Genomic DNA, 15,628 nt, shown 5'->3' on the forward strand with positions numbered 1-15,628 from the left:
CGCGTCACGGCGCAGCGCCTTGGCCGGCGCCTGAGGCGCGGACAGGACGTGCTGGTGGCTCATGCGTCCAGGCTAACATGAGGGGCCCCTCAAATCAGGTTGTAATCTTACTCACGGTCCGGACGGAACGTGGTCCAGAAGCACGCACGCAGGGCGCACCGAAGACGACGAGACTCCGGCACGGGCCACTAGGCCGTGTCCGGTGAATGGTCATTGGGTGCAGTCCCTTTGAAGGGGGGCTGCTCGTGAAATCAACTGCCCCTGCTCGGAGGTGTCCCATCCGTGAGCGGGCGGTCTGGCCAGCAGGCAGACTGGAGGCAACATTAGGAGGATGCATAGAATCCAATGAGCCGTTCTACCAGTTCCGGCGCGATGTCACGCGACCGGAAGGCCCCCCGAACCTTCTGGACGTGACGGGGGTGAACGGTCTGGCCCAAGCCGTCGGCATTGCGAGCTTCTGGATCCGCAAGGGGATCGCCGACCGCGTTGAGGTACTCAACCGGCAACGACTAGCCCTTGCGATCTCACGATTCGACGTGCGTGTGCTCGATGAGCCGCGCCGGCAAGACACCTACCAGGTCCGGACGCTGGACAAACGGCACGTCTTGATCTGCCTCGGCCGCGCAGCACAGCTGCGAGACGCGTTGATCCTCGCCGACGAGCAGTTGCTGTCCCGAGGTGCGCCCGCTGCGGTGGAGGTTCGCAGAGGTAGCTCCACCGTCGCACTTCTGACCCGTGCGGACCTGGGCCGGGTGTGGCCCGGACGCGGCGTTCGCATGCGCATCCGGGATGCAGGCTTCACTCGAGACGAACCGCACCCATGGTCATTCGACTAACCAGAGCCGGACGGCAGCGGCTGTGACCGTGCCGTGGAAGACGTACGCGCGCCTGTCGTAGCGCGTCGCCACGGCGCGGAAGCCCTTCAGCCTGTTGCAAAGGCGTGGCCGTCGACGTGGCCGCCAAGTCCGGCGCCGGCACCAAGGCGTCCGTGTCCTTCCCGCAGGGCCACACCCTGGACAGTGCCGCCGGTGGCAGCGTCGACTACAAGACGACCATCGCCCCGAAGAAGATCCTCGCCAAGGCGAAGACCACCTACACGTTCACCAAGCCGGGCTGCAGCCCCGGCGGGGTCTCCTACGGCTCGGCCGTCTACCGCTGTGACAACTACTACGGCAGCAGCCGTACCAACCGCTGCGGATGCGCGATCCCCGAAGTTCCCACCGCGGTGAGCATGGTCGGCCCGGCCCGCATCGACGAGGGCATCCGCAAGCTGCGCTCCCGCGGAGGGCACTACGGCGACCCGAACGGCGGGAAGGCCCTGCACTGGATGATCAACAAGACGCAGGAGAACATCAACAGGACCGCGGTGTGCCCGCGCACCGCCCCGGCGGACATGCGACGCGCCGGCCGCACCTCGTGCGACGAGTACCCCTTCGCCTCCACAAAGGAAGGCGGTACGCGCCTTCCGGCCCGCTAGCGGGAGATCACCTGGGTCAAGGTCCAGGAGAACAAAGTCCCAGGGCGGACGTATCACCGCGTGGCGCGGCCAGATGCACGTCATGGACGGCGACCCGTTCTACGTGATCGCCTGAGCCTCGCTACACTCCCGCCAAGCCAGACAGGGTGCCTCTATCCGCTTCACAGCGGATAGAGGCACCGTGCCCGTTCCAGGAGGCCCCTCATGCTGGTTCGTGCGTCCTCGTTCACCGTCGAGCTCGGTGAAAACGGCTACCTCATCGGTTCACCGACGACTACGAGTACCCCGCCGAGATGCCCTTCGGCTGGCGCTGCGGCCCGGCCACCGACGCCTGCGCGAGCGCGCTGCCGCCTACGGCCGCCCGATCAGCACCCCGCCGCAGCGCGAGGAGCAGCCCGGCGGACTGATCTCGGCGGTCCGCCGGTAGAGCGCCTACCGGTCCCCTAGTGCTGTGACCACGTAGGTTCGCCGGGTCGGCGGCGTCGGTGCTCGAACCGGCTGGACTCGGTGTGGGAACAATTTGAGCGGTCGCGGAGCCGATCAAACTAGGCTCCCAGCATGTCTGGTCCGACGTTGGTGATCGAGTTGGCGGAGCCGCTCTCCCCGGCTGCGCTGCGGGAGTTCCGCGCGTTGATGGTGGGGCTCTCTTCCCACTTCGACGAGAAGCGGCCCGGGTTCTTCGACGTCAACGTGCCCGCAGAGCGACTGGGCGTCGAGGACAGGCGAGAGGAGGACTGGCGAAAGCCGTTCCCGCTTCCACTCCTCGGCAACACCTCCGCGGACGAGGAGCTCACGGCCCTGGTGGGATTCAATCCGCAGCGCGAGGACTGGCGTCGGCCCTTCCTGGTCTACTTGATGGGGCCGGGTGTCGGCGACGAGAGCATCTTCGAGGCCGAACACGCAGACGAGCCCGAGGTGGAGGCCATCCTCGGCTTCAGGCCGACCCATGCCGTCAATGTCAGCGCCGGCTGCAATCGCGAGATCGACCATGTGGCCACGGCCCTGCTGACCGCCGCTGTCATGGACGTCACCGGGGGCGTGGCCAAAGCCGAGCTGCTGGACGGGCAGGCGCCGGTCGTCGCTGGCCTTCCGGGGGTGTTGGGGATCGCGGACGACGACTGGATGGCGCTGGGAACGGCGGAGTTCCTGCGGGCCTGGGTTGGGCACCCCGCCTTCCGGCTGGTCAAGTAGCCCAGACAGATCCGCGGCTGAAGTGGTGCTGTGACCTGGAACGTTCGCCATGTTGCCTGATCATGCGTCGAGAGCGGGTCGGCCGCCCCAGCGGATGCCTTTCTCGCTGCGGATGCGGGCGCGTTCCTTGCGTTCGGCGGCCAGGACGTCGCGGTGGCGGGCGTTGGCGTTGCGCCAGCGCAGGTAGGCGTGCAGGGTCCGGGTCTGCACGGTGTGGTTGGGGTGGTTCGAGTTGGCGATGGTGAACTGCCGCAGCGGTCCGAAGTGCGCTTCGATCGGGTTCGCCCACGAGGCGTAGGTCGGGGTGAAGCACAGCTCGACCTTGTTCTTCTTCGCCCAGCGGCGGATGTCCGCTCCCGTGTGGGCGGAGAGGTTGTCCGAGATGATGTAGATCGGGGCGCCATCGGGGCGGGCGGCGCGGATCGACTTCAGTGCGGCCAGACTGTTGGCGGTGCTTTTGCGCCGGCGGTTGACGCACCACAGGATGTCGTCGCCGACGGAGTAGCAGCCGTGGAAGTAGGTGATGCCATGGGTGCGGCGGTAGGTCGCCGGCAGGCGATTGGGTTTGTTCTGCTCTGCCCAGCAGCAGCCTGCGGTGGGCCTGATCCCGAGTGGGCCGAACTCGTCGAAGGCGAAGACCCTGTCCGGGAAGCGTTCCAGCACCTGCTCGATGCGGTCGAGCTTGGCGTCGCGCTCGGGGTCGGGTGACTCCTTCCAGGTTTTGGTGCGCTGGAAGGTGATGCCGCGGCGCAGGAGCAGGCACCGTAAGGCTTCACGGCCGATGCGGATGACGCGTCCGTGGACGCGGCGCAGGTAGGCGGCGAGTTTGCGGATCGACCAGCGGGTGAAGGGCTGGCCGAGCTTGGTCGGGCGGGTGATGGCCGTCTGGATGACGAAGTCCTCGTCGTCAGGCTTGAGCAGGCGGGGACGGCCTCCCGCCCATTGAGGGTCCAGGCAGGCCAGGCCGATCTCGTTGAACCGGTGGATCACATCGCGCACGGTGTCCTCGTCAGCCTGGACCAGCTGGGCAATCACCGGAACGCGGTTCCCGCCGGCAGACGCCAGCAGCATCATCGCCCGCCTATACCGCACCGAACTGGTACTTCCCCGGCGCACGATCTGCTGCAGCTTCTGTCCTTCCTGGTCGGTCAGTCGGCGTACACGGACAGGCTCAGCCACCGCGTCTCCAGCGGTCGAATGGACGTAACCGCACATCCAACCGCCAGCACCACCAACCCGGCGAACCTACGCGGTCACAGCACTAGATGATCGATTCCAAGGGGGCCTGATGAGTGGAGCTGGCTTCATGCGCGGCCAGCCGGTCATGCGCGCGCTGACCGCCTACGACCACTAAAGTCCGCCCGGAAATCGCCTGGCTGGACGGTGGTGTGGTCGACAGTCCTTCGCCGTGAACGAAGTGCTGCCGCAGTTGAACGAGCTGCTGTTTTCCTCGGTCGAGGGCGTGTTGGTGGAATCGGTCGAGATGATCGACACGGTCGTCCGGGTCGAGGCCCGTACGACCGCAGGGCGGCCGGCCTGTCCGGGGTGCGGGTGCTGGTCGGGGCGAATACACGGCTCCTACCTGCGATTTCCTCGTGATCTGCCGACGGCGGGCAAGTTCGTCGTGGTGTCGTTGCGGGTGCGGAGGTTCGTCTGCGAGGAGGAATCCTGCGAGCGCATGACCTTCGCCGAGCAAGTACCCGGTCTCACCCGCAGGTTCGGGCGGCGGACCGAGCGGCACGGTTCCGTAGACACGGCCCTTGCGCTGGGCGTACTCGTCCACGCCGACCACGCGGGGTACTGCGTTGGCGGGGTCCGGAAGCGAGGCGATCAGCCTCAGCAGGGTGTTCCGGCTGACCGGAACCTTGAAGGCGTCCGTCATCCGGGCGCCGGCCCGGCCCGCGAGCGCAAGACCGACCGATACCAGCATCGACCGCGCACCGGTTCGCCGAACGCACCCGCGCCAAGCACGCCGCCATCCACGCTCTCCTCGCCGCCGGGCACAGCAAGCGGTCCGTCGCCCGGCAGCTCGGGATGACCCTCAACACGATCTTGCGTTTCTCCCGTGCCGCTACCGCGGGAGGAGATGTTCACCGGGCAGTGGCAAAGCCGTACGACCAGGCTCGATGACGACAAGCCCTACCTCGATCAGCGTTGGCAGGAAGGCTGCACCGACGCCTGGAAACTGTGGGAGGAGATCAGGGAACAGGGCTGTCCCCGCGGCTACGCCAGTGTCCGTGCCTACGTCAGCAGGACGCTTCGCGGCAAACCCCAGCCGGCCGGCCCCCGCCCGCCATCAGCCCGAGCTGTCACACGCTGGATCCTCACCCACCCCGACGCCCTACCCGAAGGCGACCGGCTCCACCTCAAATCCGCCTTGTCCCACTGCCCCGAACTGACAGCGCTCGCCGAGCACGTGCGCTCCTTCACCCACATGCTCACCCACCTGCAAGGCGACCGACTCCCTGCATGGACCGAAGCGGCCAGCGCCACCACCGAACTGGCCCAGCCTCCGCCAGTTTTGCTCAGCACCTCCTGCGCGACCTCGACGCCGTCACCGCCGGCCTCACCCTTCACTGGAACTCCGGCGTCGTGGAGGGCCATGTCAACAGGATCAAGACGCTCAAGCGCCAGATCTCCGGCCGCGCAGGATTCGAACCCCTCCGCAAACGAGTCCTGTTGGCGTAACCGAGAGTCACACGACCACACGAAGGGGACCAGAGCCTGAGTTCCGGAGGCAGTTGGCGATCACTCCGTCGAGGGATGTTCACGAGTTTCGACAGCACTGCCGTGCTGTGGGAGGGCAGGTGGTCCTTGGCCCAGCCGCGCAGTTCCTGGGCGGTGGAGAAGTAGTGGGCGGTCTGCGGACGGTGACCTGCCGGGCGTTGGTCTTGCCGCTCCGGTTCATGCCGGCAGTCGACTCATGGGTCAGAGAATCGGCTGGCGGGCTCGGGCCGCCTCGATGTCCGGGACATGCTCTTCGGCCCAGAGCCGTACGGCGCGGAGCGGGACGAGCAGAGAGCGGCCCAGCGGTGTCAGCGCGTACTCGACGCGGGGCGGGTTCTCCTCGTACGCGTAACGGCTGACCAGACCGTCGGCTTCCAGGGAGCGCAGGGTCTCGGTCAGGACCTTCGGGGTGATCCCCTGGATATGCCCCTTCAGCTCGGTGAAGCGGCGAGGTCCGTCCTCGAGGGCGTTGACGACGAACACGGTCCAGCGGGCGCCGATACGGTGCAGCACCGTGCGGCTCGGGCAGGTCGCCGCCATCACGTTGTACGCCTTGCCCATGGCTGCTCCCAGTTCCGTTGAAGATACCGGTATCAAATCCATACCGTTGCACCCGATCCTACGAGAGGGAGTGAGACGCATGGAGCGGATCCTGGTCATCGGCGGTGCACGGGCGCTCGGCGCGGCCGTCGCGAGGCGTGCAGCGCAGGACGGCTACGACGTTGTTGTCGGTGCCCGCGATCTGGCTGCGGCCGACGTGCTGGCGCGCGAGATCGGCGCCACCACGGTGCGGGTCGATCTGCAGGACGAGTCGACGCTCGCGGCCGCGGCGGAGCTGCTGAAGGACGGAATTGACCACATCGTGACGACCGGTTCGGCGCCGCACGATGTTCGCGCGAGCGAGCTGGACCGCGACAAACTGCTGGCTGCGTTCACGGCGAAGGTGGTCGGCCCGATGCTGGTCGCCAAACACTTCGCGTCGGTACTGCGGCCCACCGGGTCGATGGTGCTGTTCTCCGGTGTTGTCGGCTGGCGCCCCGGGCGGGGATCACTCGTCAAAGGGGTCACCAACGGTGCGGTCGAGTACGCCGCGCGCCACCTCGCGGCGGATCTGGCGCCGGTACGGGTCAACGCCGTCTCGCCTGGTGTCGTGGACTCGGGCACGTGGGATCGCCTGGGTGACCAAAAGGCCGGCTTGTTGGGCAAGAGCGCGGCCGGGACCTTCGTCGGACGCTACGGCGCAACCGACGACGTCGTCGACACGGTCATGTGGCTCCTCCGTGCGGGTTTTGTCTCCGGTGAGACGATCCACATCGAGGGCGGCGCCCGCCACAAATCCGCCTGATGCCAAGCTGCCGAGTGCTGTCAGAACTCGTGAACATCACCCATCCAGAAAAACGGGCGCCTCCCGAACCCATGAACATTCGCTGTCACGACACGGGCTCTGGTCCAGGAAGCCGGGCGAAAGCGTGACGCGGCCGCATCCATGCTGCCCCGTGACAAGGAAGCCATATGGACTTGTCCTCCTGATGCGCGCAGGAGGACAAGTCCCAGGAGACGCACCACGAGCGGCGCCCGTGCTGACGACGGGGGCGCCACCTAGAATCGAACGCATGGGCGAGTTGCCGCCGGATCCGCCGCGCCTGCGGGCGGTCCTGGCGCACCAGGACCGGCAGCTCGCCGACACCGAGACCATCGCCTCCTACCTGCGGCTCCAGCGCGACGCCGTGCAGGCCGCGCTCTCCCCGCACCGACCGCACGGCGATCCCGCGCCCTGAACTGCTCCGCCGCGCGTCCCGATCCGGCCTGCCCGTCGGACTCCTGGGCACTGTCTGGGGCTTCCGGCTCGCCGTGCAGCATTCCTTCCCGGCGGCTTTTCCGAGGCGGCACGGACGCGGTCGCGCTTGCGCATGGACGCGGTCATCCCGAAGCACGCCTGGCGCGCTGCGGGCCGTCCCGACAGCAGGAGAGGGGCTGTTGCGGATCTGGTCCGCAACAGCCCCTCTCGATCTCACAGGACGGTGGGAGCTGTCAGCGCTTGAACGCGTCCTTGGCCTTCTCCTTGGCCTCACGGGCATCCCCCGTGCTTTCTCCACCCGGCCCTCGGCAGCCATACGCTCGTTGCCGACGGCGTTTGCGAGGGTCTCCCTGGCCTTGCCCCTGGCCTGCTCGCTCTTCGCCTTGGCCTTCTCGCCGGCAGTCACGGATCGCGCCTCCTGGTCGTTCTTTCACCGCTCTCGCGGCAGAGTCCAGGTGCCCCTCACTCACCTTCACAAACAAGGCGATTTCGAGGAATGAGTTCACCCGTGGGGGGCAATCGGTGGCGCAGGAGGTAGATAACTATGGTTCCCCTGCTGCTTGTTCTTCTTCTCGCGCTGATCCTTTTCGGTGCCGGCTTCGCCGTCAAGATCCTGTGGTGGGTCGCCGTCGTGGTTCTGGTGCTGTGGCTGCTCGGCTTCGTCGCGCGTTCCACCAACGCCAGCGGCGGCCGCGGACGCTGGTACCGATGGTGACCTGACCCATCCACGATCCCGGCCGTCGGGGTCCCGCCACATGCCGGCGGGACCCCTACGGCGTTCGGGGAGCCGACACCGCCTCGGGTGACAGTGGACAAGGTGCCCCAGGGAGTGCACATGGGATGCGGGGGTAGGCGGCCACCGTCGAGGGCGGGGCGGGCACGCGCGTGGAACCCGCGCAACCTCCGGCCTGAACCCCGCCCCCGACTTCACCCACGCGCCGCCCGAGAGCGGGCAGCCTCCCCTCGCCTCCGCAGCCGGCGTGCAGCCTTCCCGTGACCGAACTCGCCGTCCACGATCTCGAACAGCAGAGTGGGCACAACGCAGCGGTCGCCGCCCCGGCCCCCAGCAGGCATGTCTAAGCAGCTCGGGTGAGTTCGGCGCGGCCGAACAGGAGGGCGTAGCCGGCAGGCAGCCGGTCGAGGATACGGGTGATCAGATCGGGGCCGGCGTGCGCGGAGACGACGGAGAAGACGGATCCGGTGTCCCACCGGGCGGTGGCCAGGGATACACCGGTGCGGGCGGCGAGGTCCTTGACGAAGGCCCAGCCGGTGAGGGGGCGGGGGTCGGGGATCTGCAGGGTCAGCACGCGCGCCGCTTCCAGGGGCAGACAGCCCGCCAGGTCGACGCGCTCGTCGCCGGTCAGCTGGCGTCCCAGCCCCGCGAGAGCCAGGCGGACGGCTTCGTCGGCCTTTCCCGGGGTGGGGTAGGCGCCTTCGTAGCGGACCTTTTCCAGCATCTGCTCATACGCCGTCGAGTACGGCTGCTGGTGCTCAGCCGGTACGCGCACGTCGGTGATCACTGCAGTGCATGCCTTTCGTAGAGGGGTGCGGGTGTGTGGCACCGAGGTAGGGGTCAGGTGAGCTGGGGGCGGCCGAAGAGGAGGTCGTAGCCGGCGGGGAGCTGGAGCAGGATCTGCCCCAGCAGGTCCTCGCCGGCCGTGTCGGCGACCGTGGACAGCACGGCGCTGACGTCCCAGGCCGCGGTCTGTTCGGTGGCGCCCTCGATCCAGGCCGCGGTCGCCCGTACGAACCGCTGCGGGGGCAGCGGTTCGGCGCTCTGCAGGGGGTTGAGCAGGATCAGGGCGAATTCCTCCGGGAGACGTGCCGCGAGCTGGGCGCGAACCTCGCCGACCAGATGCGCGCCGAGCAGGGCGAGCACCACACGGGCCGCGCGTTCGGTTTCCTCCGCAGTGGCGTACTCGCCGCGCTCCTTCACGTGGTCGAGGAACGCTTCACGTCGCAGAGTCATCTCGCCGCCACCCCTTCTTGTTCCACGGCCTGCCCACGGGGTACGGAGGACGGGGTGAGGGGGAGATCAGGTGCCCGTCCTCCGCGCCCGGCCGGCCGGTGTCAGCCGGAGAGCTCCTTGTGGCCGGTCCCGACACCGATGGAGATCTTGCGGGGCTTGGCGCGCTCGGCAATCGGGATGCGCAGGGTCAGCACGCCCGCGTCGTAGTCGGCCTTGATGTGCTCGGTGTCGAGGGTGTCGGCGAGCACGAGCTGGCGGGAAAAGACGCCCAGCGGCCGCTCGGACAGCTCCATCTGCACGTCGTCGGCCTTCGCCGCCGGCCGGCGCTCCGCCTTGACGGTGAGCATGTTCCGCTCGACGTCGATGTCGATCGCGTCCGCGCTGACGCCAGGAAGGTCGAAGGCCACCACGTACTCGTCGGCCTCGCGGTAGGCGTCCATCGGCATCGCCGACGGCTTCGACCAGGTACCCGGGCCCATCAGCTGCTGCGCCAGCCGGTCCAGCTCACGGAAGGGGTCAGTGCGCATCAACATCGTGAAAACACCTCCAGCAGGTTCAGGCAGTTGCTGCCAACGCGCTTCACTGACACCGTTGTAACATGTCATCCAATGGATGACAAACATGATGTCGTCAACCTGATGACAACCTGAGGGAGGTGCCCGTGACCGCACCCGACCAGCCGGTCTCCACCGACGCCGACACCCACAGCCCGGCGTCGTTCCTCGCCGCCGCAGCGGCCCTGAAAGCCATAGACAGCGCCCTGCGCGCCGCCCAGCACGAGATTCCCGACACCCTCGGCGCCGGGCCGGCCCCGGAACAGGCCCTCGCCTCGCTCATGCTGCTGCGGCAGGTACGCGAGCGGCTCGCCGGATGGGAAACCGGCCTGATCGAAACAGCCCGGGACGCAGGCGCCAGCTGGGCCGACCTCGCCTCTCCCCTGGGTGTCGCCAGCCGCCAGGCCGCCGAACGCCGCTACCTGCGCGGCCGCCCCGGCCCCGCCGGAACCACCGGCGAACAACGCGTGAGGGCCACCCGTCAGGCCCGGGCCGCCGACCGCAACACCGCCACCTGGGCCCGCCGCAACGCCGCCGACCTGCGCCGCCTCGCCGGCCAGATCACCGCCCTCACCGACCTCCCCCCCGCCGCCCGCCGCCCGCTCCACCAGCTCCACACCGCCCTCGCCCACAACGACCCCGCCGACCTCCTCGCCCCCCTCACCGCCACCCGCCCCCACCTGACCGCCACCCACCCCGACCTCGCCGCCCGACTCGACACCCTCACACCCCCCTGACCCCACCCGGAGCCCCGCCCCGCCCCGCCCCGCCCCGGCAGAAAGACTGAGGGTGATCTCCCCTCGGGATGGTTTTGACGGCCGGAGCCCTTGCCACCCGCGTTCGCGCGGACCGGGTGCCAGTCCTACGCGCATCCAGGCCACTACGAGCCACCTGAACGACTCAGAACACCGCCGCCCGCTTGCACAGTTCACAGGAACGGGCAACGGCGCTGCAGTGCCGCGCCAGGGACACGCCGCGCCAGACGTACCCGAAGAACAGGCCGCCAGAGGCCTCCGGGCCGTAGGAGAGACAGAACTCGCGTACCAGACGGACGAACTCAAGGCGCAAGACCCCGCCGTCCCCGCCGGTGCCCATCCTCTGAAACAGGTCCATCACGCCAGGCACGCCAGTCTTCCACACCTCCCCCACAACGCAGGCAAACACGTCCTCGCCGATCCCGTCGTCGCCGTCAACACCGATGACGCCGAAGAACGCGTAGCCGCCGCCCTCCGTGACGTTGAGCCAGCCGGCGCCGATGACCGCGAGACGGTTGGCGATGACGAACCGCTCCCTGGCAAGCCAGTCGCTGTCCACACCCACGCGGCACAACAGCTCCAGCCAGTAGATCTGGCAGAAGGTCTGCAGAGCGCGGGCACAGCGGTCGTCCTTGTCGGCGCCGAGGGCACGAGCTCCGGGACGAGGACGTCGCCCGCCTGTTCCTGCTCAAGCACCGCAATCTCAACGACCTGGGCCGCTACACGGCCTCCACTCCGACCGGATGCGACAGCCCCCGGCCTGGCGCAGGTCAGTCTTCGAGTTCGTGCCGGATGCGTCGGGAGGGCTGGAAGGTGTAGAGGTCGAGGACGTCGGGCGCCTCGGCGAGGCCGGGGCCTCCGTTCTTGACCCAGGCGGTGATATCAGCAGCGGCGCCGGGGTCGTTGACCTGCCCGAGCCAGACCGGGCGTCCGCCGGCCTTACGGCCTTCGGCGGAGGGCTGGATGACGACGACGTTGGCGCGCTCGCACGCATCGAGGCAGTCGGTTCGCCGAACCATCGCGACTCCTGCCAGCTGGGTGCGCAGGTCAGTGATCTGGGCTTCGTGGTCCAGGCGCGGCACCTTGGCCGGAGTGCCGCAGCAGCAGCCGCGGCAGACGGTGACGGTGGGCCGGACCGCCCCCGGCGTGGGGGCGGCCTTCTTGGTCCGGCGGCTCACCGCAGGTCCTTTGCGGCGCGGTTCCATGCGGCGTCGTGCAGCAGCCGCAGTCCGTTGAGGCCGACGATGACGGTCGATCCCTCGTGGCCGAGCACGCCGAGGGGCAGCGGCAGGTGGCCCGCCAGGTCCCAGATGACCAGGCCGGAGATGAACACTGCGGCGATGACGAGGTTCTGCACCACCAGGCGGCGGGCGGCGCGGGACAGGTTCACGACGGTGGGGACGGTGGCGAGTTCGTCGCGGACGATGACGGCGTCGGCGGTTTGCAGGGCGAGGTCTGAGCCGGCGCGGCCCATGGCGATGCCGGTGTGGGCGGCGGCCAGGGCGGGGGCGTCGTTGACGCCGTCGCCGATGACCAGCACCTTGCGCCCTTGGGCTTGAAGGCGCTGCACGGCTTCGACCTTGTCCTGGGGCAGGAGGCCGGCGTGGACGTCGTCGCCGGTGATACCGACCTCGGCGGCCAGGCGTGCGGCGGCGCGCGGGTTGTCGCCGGTCACGAGCGCCGGGGTGCTGCCGGTCAGGGTGGTCAGGGCGGCGACGGTCGCGGCAGCGTCGGGACGCAGCCGGTCGGCGATGCCCAATACCCCGGCGGGGGCGCCGTCGCGCAGGACCAGGACGGCTGTGCGGCCGCCGTTCTCCAGGTCGGCCGCGACCTCGGCGGCGCGGACCGAGCAGGTGTCGTGGCTGTCGTCGAGGAGGCGGGCGGGGGCGCCGACCGCGACGGTGTGGCCGGCGACGGTGGCGGTGACACCGACGCCGGGGGTGGAGGTGAAGTCCCGCATGCCGGTGATGGCCAGGCCGCGGGTGCGGGCGGCGTCGACGACGGCGCGGGCCAGGGGGTGTTCGCTGGGGTGCTCGGCGGCTGCTGCCAGCGCCAGCAGGGTGCCCTCGTCCAGGCCGGAGCCGGACAGGGGGCGGATGTCGGTGAGGCGGGGGGTGCCCTCGGTGAGGGTGCCGGTCTTGTCGATTGCGGCCGCGTCGGCCTGCCCGAGACGCTCCATGACGACGGCGGACTTCACCAGGACGCCGTGGCGTCCGGCGTTGGCGATGGCCGAGAGCAGGGGCGGCATCGTCGCCAGGACCACCGCGCACGGCGAGGCCACGATCATGAAGGTCATCGCTCGCAGCAGCGAGCCGGTGAGGTCCGCACCGAACGCGAGAGGGATCAGGAAGACGGCCAGGGTCGCGAAGACCATGCCGAGGCTGTAGCGCTGCTCGACCTTCTCGATGAACAGCTGGGTGGGCGCCTTGGTCTCGGAGGCTTCCTCGACCATGGCCACGATCCGGGCGATCACCGAGTCCGAAGGGTCCCGCTCGACCTTGACCCGCAGGGCCCCGGTGCCGTTCACAGTGCCGGCGAAGACCTCGTCACCGACCCCCTTCGCGACCGGCAGCGGCTCGCCGGTGATGGTGGCCTGGTCGACCTCGCTGGCCCCCTCCAGCACCCGGCCGTCCGCGCCGACCCGCTCCCCGGGCCGGACCAGGATGATGTCTCCGACCACCAGGTCCTCGGTCGCGACGTTCTCCTCGCTCCCGTCATCGGCCAGCCGGGCCGCGGTGGCGGGGGCCAGGTCGAGCAGACCGCGCACCGCGTCCTGAGTGCGGGCGGTGGCCAGCGCCTCCAGAGCGCCCGAGGTCGCGAAGATGACGATCAGCAGCGCACCGTCCATCACCTGCCCGATCGCGGCCGCACCGATCGCGGCCACGATCATCAGCAGGTCCACATCCAGCGTCTTCTCCCGCAGCACCGTCAGCCCCGCCCAGGCCGGTTCCCACCCGCCGGTGACGTAGGCGGCGGCGTACAGCGGACCCCACGCCCAGGCGGGCGCGCCGGCCAGCTGGAGCGGCAGCGCGATGAGGAACAGCACCAGCGCCGCGGCGGCCCAGCGTGCCTCGGCCAGGGCGAACACCCGCGTGCGCCGTTTCGGCGCCGTACGCGGGGCGGCCGGAGCGACCCGTCCGGGCCGCTGGAGCAAGGCGGAAGGCATGACAAAACAACCCCTTCAGGGCAGAAGACGGCGACACTCCACCGTACAGGAATATCTGAACAGATCTTCACATGTGACCGGTAGGATGGGCGCCATGGGTCACGGAGCCGACGACAAGAACCACGCCACCCCCCGCGAGCGCCTGGACGCGGCAGGGGCCACCGACGTCGCCGCCACACTCCAGGCCCTGGCCACCCCTTCGCGGCTGTACATCCTGGCCCGCCTCCAGGAAGGCCCCTGCGCGGTCGGCGACCTCGCCGAGGCCGTCGGCATGGAAGCCTCCGCCTGCTCCCACCAGCTCCGCCTGCTGCGCAATCTCGGGCTCGTCACCGGGGAGCGCCGGGGCCGTTCCATCGTCTACGCGCTCCACGACAATCACGTCGCCGAACTCCTGGAACAGGCCCTCTTCCACGTCGAGCACCTGCGCCTCGGCCTGCGCGACGCCCCCACGACCGAAGCGGCGCCGATCGCCCTCCGGCGCTAGCAAGCCACGGGGACAGCGGACGTCAGCGGTGCTGGTGTCGGCCTCGGCGCTGTGCCCTCGTCGCCGGGCGTGGGGCACCGCGAACAGCCGGGGGCTACCCGCAATGCCTTCTGGCCCAGGCACGCCGCAGCTTGCGGGTGAAGCGGTGCACATGAAGGTCGAACAGCACGTCCGACTCCTCGAGCACCTGCAGTGGACGGCGTGACGCTCGTCCGATCCCACGGTGGCCAGCGGGACGCCGAGGAGGGCGGAGGCGCTGTCCAGTGCGAATCCGCACAGCCGCCGCAGCACCATGACGTCCAGCTGGTTGTCCGGCAGCCTGCTCATCGCCTTGAACAGCTCCAGGCTCTCTGCCATCTGGTGCACGCGTGCGGTGTCGTCGGTCAGCACCCGCAGGACGAGGGTGTCGAAGGCCGCGGCGCCGAACTCGGGCCGGCCATCGATGTGCGGCGTCCTCGACATGACGGTGGCACGCAGGACTTCCCAGGCGAAGCGCCGGGTGTCGGAGCTGGCCAGCGCGTCGTTCCAGCGCAGCCAGAGGATGTCGAAGGTGCCGGAGACAGCGCTGTCGCGCTGATCGTCGTCGAGGAACACCTGGGCGTACAGGTCAGCACCCCAGCGGCCGCCGCATCAGCTCCAGCGAAGCCAGCCGACGGGCGGCAGGTCTGTCCAGCCGGGCGGGCTCGTGGTCGAGGAGCAGCGGCAGGCCGGCCGCACCACCGGCGGGATGATCCACACGCCATCCTGCATGCCGCACATGCAGCTACACCCGATCACCCCGAACGTCGCGCGCCAGGTGCTCGCAAAGGACGGCGCGTTCTTCACGCCGTGCCCGCCGTGCCGGCCGGACACCGCGCTGGGCATCGACGTCGCCTGACCGGTCACGGCACCGGCCCGATGTCAGGGGAGCTGAACCCTTGGGCGCACGCTCGCATGTGGAACAGCGATGTCGGCTGCTCCACCGGTCCCCGTCGGGTCGTGAAGGCGCCGCTAGGCTGCCGACCGTGACTAGGGCGACAGCCCCCCGGCCAGCGGGCTCCATGTCCCGCTGTGCCATCTGCAAGAAGCCCATCGGTACAGCTGCGCGGGCGACGTCCCGGTCCGGAAAGGTCTGCCACGAGGCGTGTTTGAAGCAGGCGAAGGCCGCCGACGCCGGCGGCGCGAGCAACCAGCCGCCCGTGTCGCGTCAGCCGCTCGTGTCTCGGCGTGACCGCCCGGACAAGTCACCCAAGAAGCCGTCACGGCCGAAGTTGCAGACGCCCACCCTTGCGCAGATTCTTCGGGTGTCGTGCCCCGCGTGCCAGGCTTCACCCGGGATGGCGTGCACTCTCCGCGGCGGCCACCAGGCCCGTGCCGAGGCGTACCGTGCGGTTGCGGGCGAACTGAAGGCCAAGGCGCAGGCGCAGAAGAACGCTCGTCGACCGCAGCGTGGGCCTGGCCCCGTGGAGGTGTCCCGTGTCGACCCGGCGGCGGTTCCATCACCCCGGCCGAAGCAAGCCATCACTTC

Annotated in this window: 19 protein-coding genes and 3 pseudogenes; 12 read left to right on the top strand and 10 right to left on the bottom strand. The window is 69.3% G+C overall.

All coding sequences use genetic code 11. From position 1 onward, the window contains the following. The first annotated feature begins 410 nt into the window (after nucleotides 1-410). Nucleotides 411-836 carry a hypothetical protein gene (locus tag ACZ4N4_RS23675; RefSeq protein ID WP_467591854.1) on the top strand — a complete coding sequence of 142 codons (426 nt, stop codon included), beginning with the start codon at nucleotides 411-413 and terminating at the stop codon, nucleotides 834-836. On the opposite strand, the pseudogene ACZ4N4_RS23680 reads toward ACZ4N4_RS23675, so the two are convergent. Beyond that, nucleotides 825-1,028 (bottom strand): annotated as a pseudogene (locus ACZ4N4_RS23680) (hypothetical protein); the annotation flags it as partial. The gene ACZ4N4_RS23675 and the pseudogene ACZ4N4_RS23680 overlap by 12 nt on opposite strands. A gap of 365 nt (nucleotides 1,029-1,393) precedes the next feature. On the opposite strand from ACZ4N4_RS23680, the gene ACZ4N4_RS23685 reads away from it, so the two are divergent. The 3 genes and pseudogenes from ACZ4N4_RS23685 to ACZ4N4_RS23695 all read left to right on the top strand — a co-directional run bounded on the left by ACZ4N4_RS23685 (nucleotide 1,394) and on the right by ACZ4N4_RS23695 (nucleotide 2,668). Next, nucleotides 1,394-1,477 (top strand): NucA/NucB deoxyribonuclease domain-containing protein, encoded by an 84-nt coding sequence (locus tag ACZ4N4_RS23685; protein ID WP_467592796.1) that lies wholly within the window; start codon nucleotides 1,394-1,396, stop codon nucleotides 1,475-1,477. A 331-nt stretch (nucleotides 1,478-1,808) separates the two neighbouring features. Next, a pseudogene (locus ACZ4N4_RS23690) lies at nucleotides 1,809-1,904 on the top strand (SAM-dependent methyltransferase); the annotation flags it as partial. 131 nt (nucleotides 1,905-2,035) lie between these two features. Further along, nucleotides 2,036-2,668: a DUF6368 family protein gene (locus ACZ4N4_RS23695; RefSeq protein WP_467591856.1), complete on the top strand. Its 633-nt coding sequence runs from the start codon at nucleotides 2,036-2,038 to the stop codon at nucleotides 2,666-2,668. Between the two features lie 60 nt (nucleotides 2,669-2,728). Here the strand turns inward: ACZ4N4_RS23695 and ACZ4N4_RS23700 are convergent, their stop codons facing one another. After that, nucleotides 2,729-3,847: an IS630 family transposase gene (locus ACZ4N4_RS23700; protein WP_467591858.1), complete on the bottom strand. Its 1,119-nt coding sequence runs from the start codon at nucleotides 3,845-3,847 to the stop codon at nucleotides 2,729-2,731. A gap of 229 nt (nucleotides 3,848-4,076) precedes the next feature. Between ACZ4N4_RS23700 and ACZ4N4_RS23705 the strand changes: the two genes are divergently transcribed. After that, entirely contained in the window at nucleotides 4,077-4,706 is a 630-nt protein-coding gene (locus tag ACZ4N4_RS23705; RefSeq protein WP_467591860.1) for a transposase family protein, read from the top strand. 890 nt (nucleotides 4,707-5,596) lie between these two features. Here ACZ4N4_RS23705 and ACZ4N4_RS23710 read toward each other — a convergent pair. Further along, nucleotides 5,597-5,956, bottom strand: a complete 360-nt coding sequence (locus ACZ4N4_RS23710) for a winged helix-turn-helix transcriptional regulator (protein WP_467591862.1) — start codon at nucleotides 5,954-5,956, stop codon at nucleotides 5,597-5,599. A 79-nt stretch (nucleotides 5,957-6,035) separates the two neighbouring features. Between ACZ4N4_RS23710 and ACZ4N4_RS23715 the strand changes: the two genes are divergently transcribed. Both ACZ4N4_RS23715 and ACZ4N4_RS23720 read left to right on the top strand, forming a co-directional pair. After that, nucleotides 6,036-6,740 (top strand): SDR family oxidoreductase, encoded by a 705-nt coding sequence (locus ACZ4N4_RS23715; protein ID WP_467591864.1) that lies wholly within the window; start codon nucleotides 6,036-6,038, stop codon nucleotides 6,738-6,740. A 268-nt stretch (nucleotides 6,741-7,008) separates the two neighbouring features. Further along, entirely contained in the window at nucleotides 7,009-7,173 is a 165-nt protein-coding gene (locus ACZ4N4_RS23720) for a hypothetical protein (RefSeq protein ID WP_467591866.1), read from the top strand. 253 nt (nucleotides 7,174-7,426) lie between these two features. Here ACZ4N4_RS23720 and ACZ4N4_RS23725 read toward each other — a convergent pair. Next, nucleotides 7,427-7,599, bottom strand: a pseudogene (locus tag ACZ4N4_RS23725) (CsbD family protein). 138 nt (nucleotides 7,600-7,737) lie between these two features. On the opposite strand from ACZ4N4_RS23725, the gene ACZ4N4_RS23730 reads away from it, so the two are divergent. After that, nucleotides 7,738-7,908 carry a DUF5670 family protein gene (locus ACZ4N4_RS23730; protein WP_411771703.1) on the top strand — a complete coding sequence of 57 codons (171 nt, stop codon included), beginning with the start codon at nucleotides 7,738-7,740 and terminating at the stop codon, nucleotides 7,906-7,908. Nucleotides 7,909-8,269: 361 nt separating this feature from the next. Here ACZ4N4_RS23730 and ACZ4N4_RS23735 read toward each other — a convergent pair whose 3' ends face one another. From ACZ4N4_RS23735 to ACZ4N4_RS23745, 3 genes are all read right to left on the bottom strand, one after another. Then, a complete protein-coding gene (locus ACZ4N4_RS23735; RefSeq protein WP_467591868.1) occupies nucleotides 8,270-8,713 on the bottom strand; it encodes a DUF2267 domain-containing protein in 444 nt (147 codons plus the stop codon). Between the two features lie 53 nt (nucleotides 8,714-8,766). Beyond that, a complete protein-coding gene (locus tag ACZ4N4_RS23740; protein ID WP_467591870.1) occupies nucleotides 8,767-9,162 on the bottom strand; it encodes a DUF2267 domain-containing protein in 396 nt (131 codons plus the stop codon). A gap of 101 nt (nucleotides 9,163-9,263) precedes the next feature. After that, nucleotides 9,264-9,695 (bottom strand): Hsp20/alpha crystallin family protein, encoded by a 432-nt coding sequence (locus ACZ4N4_RS23745; RefSeq protein WP_453580025.1) that lies wholly within the window; start codon nucleotides 9,693-9,695, stop codon nucleotides 9,264-9,266. A gap of 128 nt (nucleotides 9,696-9,823) precedes the next feature. Between ACZ4N4_RS23745 and ACZ4N4_RS23750 the strand changes: the two genes are divergently transcribed. After that, nucleotides 9,824-10,453, top strand: a complete 630-nt coding sequence (locus ACZ4N4_RS23750; protein ID WP_467591872.1) for a type III effector protein — start codon at nucleotides 9,824-9,826, stop codon at nucleotides 10,451-10,453. 163 nt (nucleotides 10,454-10,616) lie between these two features. On the opposite strand, the gene ACZ4N4_RS23755 is transcribed toward ACZ4N4_RS23750, so the two are convergent. From ACZ4N4_RS23755 to ACZ4N4_RS23765, 3 genes are all read right to left on the bottom strand, one after another. Further along, on the bottom strand, nucleotides 10,617-11,036 hold the full coding sequence (locus ACZ4N4_RS23755) for an EF-hand domain-containing protein (RefSeq protein ID WP_467591875.1): 420 nt from the start codon (nucleotides 11,034-11,036) through the stop codon (nucleotides 10,617-10,619). A 205-nt stretch (nucleotides 11,037-11,241) separates the two neighbouring features. After that, the gene (locus ACZ4N4_RS23760) at nucleotides 11,242-11,649 is read right to left on the bottom strand and encodes a (2Fe-2S) ferredoxin domain-containing protein (protein WP_467591877.1); all 408 of its coding nucleotides are present in this window, start codon (nucleotides 11,647-11,649) and stop codon (nucleotides 11,242-11,244) included. Continuing rightward, complete coding sequence (locus ACZ4N4_RS23765) at nucleotides 11,646-13,637, bottom strand: heavy metal translocating P-type ATPase (RefSeq protein ID WP_467591879.1); 1,992 nt, start codon at nucleotides 13,635-13,637, stop codon at nucleotides 11,646-11,648. Before ACZ4N4_RS23765 ends, ACZ4N4_RS23760 begins: the two co-directional genes overlap by 4 nt. A 94-nt stretch (nucleotides 13,638-13,731) precedes the next feature. Between ACZ4N4_RS23765 and ACZ4N4_RS23770 the strand changes: the two genes are divergently transcribed. From ACZ4N4_RS23770 to ACZ4N4_RS23780, 3 genes are all read left to right on the top strand, one after another. Further along, entirely contained in the window at nucleotides 13,732-14,121 is a 390-nt protein-coding gene (locus ACZ4N4_RS23770) for an ArsR/SmtB family transcription factor (protein WP_467591881.1), read from the top strand. Between the two features lie 223 nt (nucleotides 14,122-14,344). Then, nucleotides 14,345-14,698 (top strand): hypothetical protein, encoded by a 354-nt coding sequence (locus ACZ4N4_RS23775; RefSeq protein WP_467591883.1) that lies wholly within the window; start codon nucleotides 14,345-14,347, stop codon nucleotides 14,696-14,698. Nucleotides 14,699-14,806: 108 nt separating this feature from the next. Beyond that, entirely contained in the window at nucleotides 14,807-14,998 is a 192-nt protein-coding gene (locus ACZ4N4_RS23780; protein ID WP_467591885.1) for a DUF6233 domain-containing protein, read from the top strand. The last annotated feature ends 630 nt before the right edge of the window (nucleotides 14,999-15,628 follow it).

It is taken from the genome of Streptomyces sp. NPDC026538 (assembly GCF_055567535.1).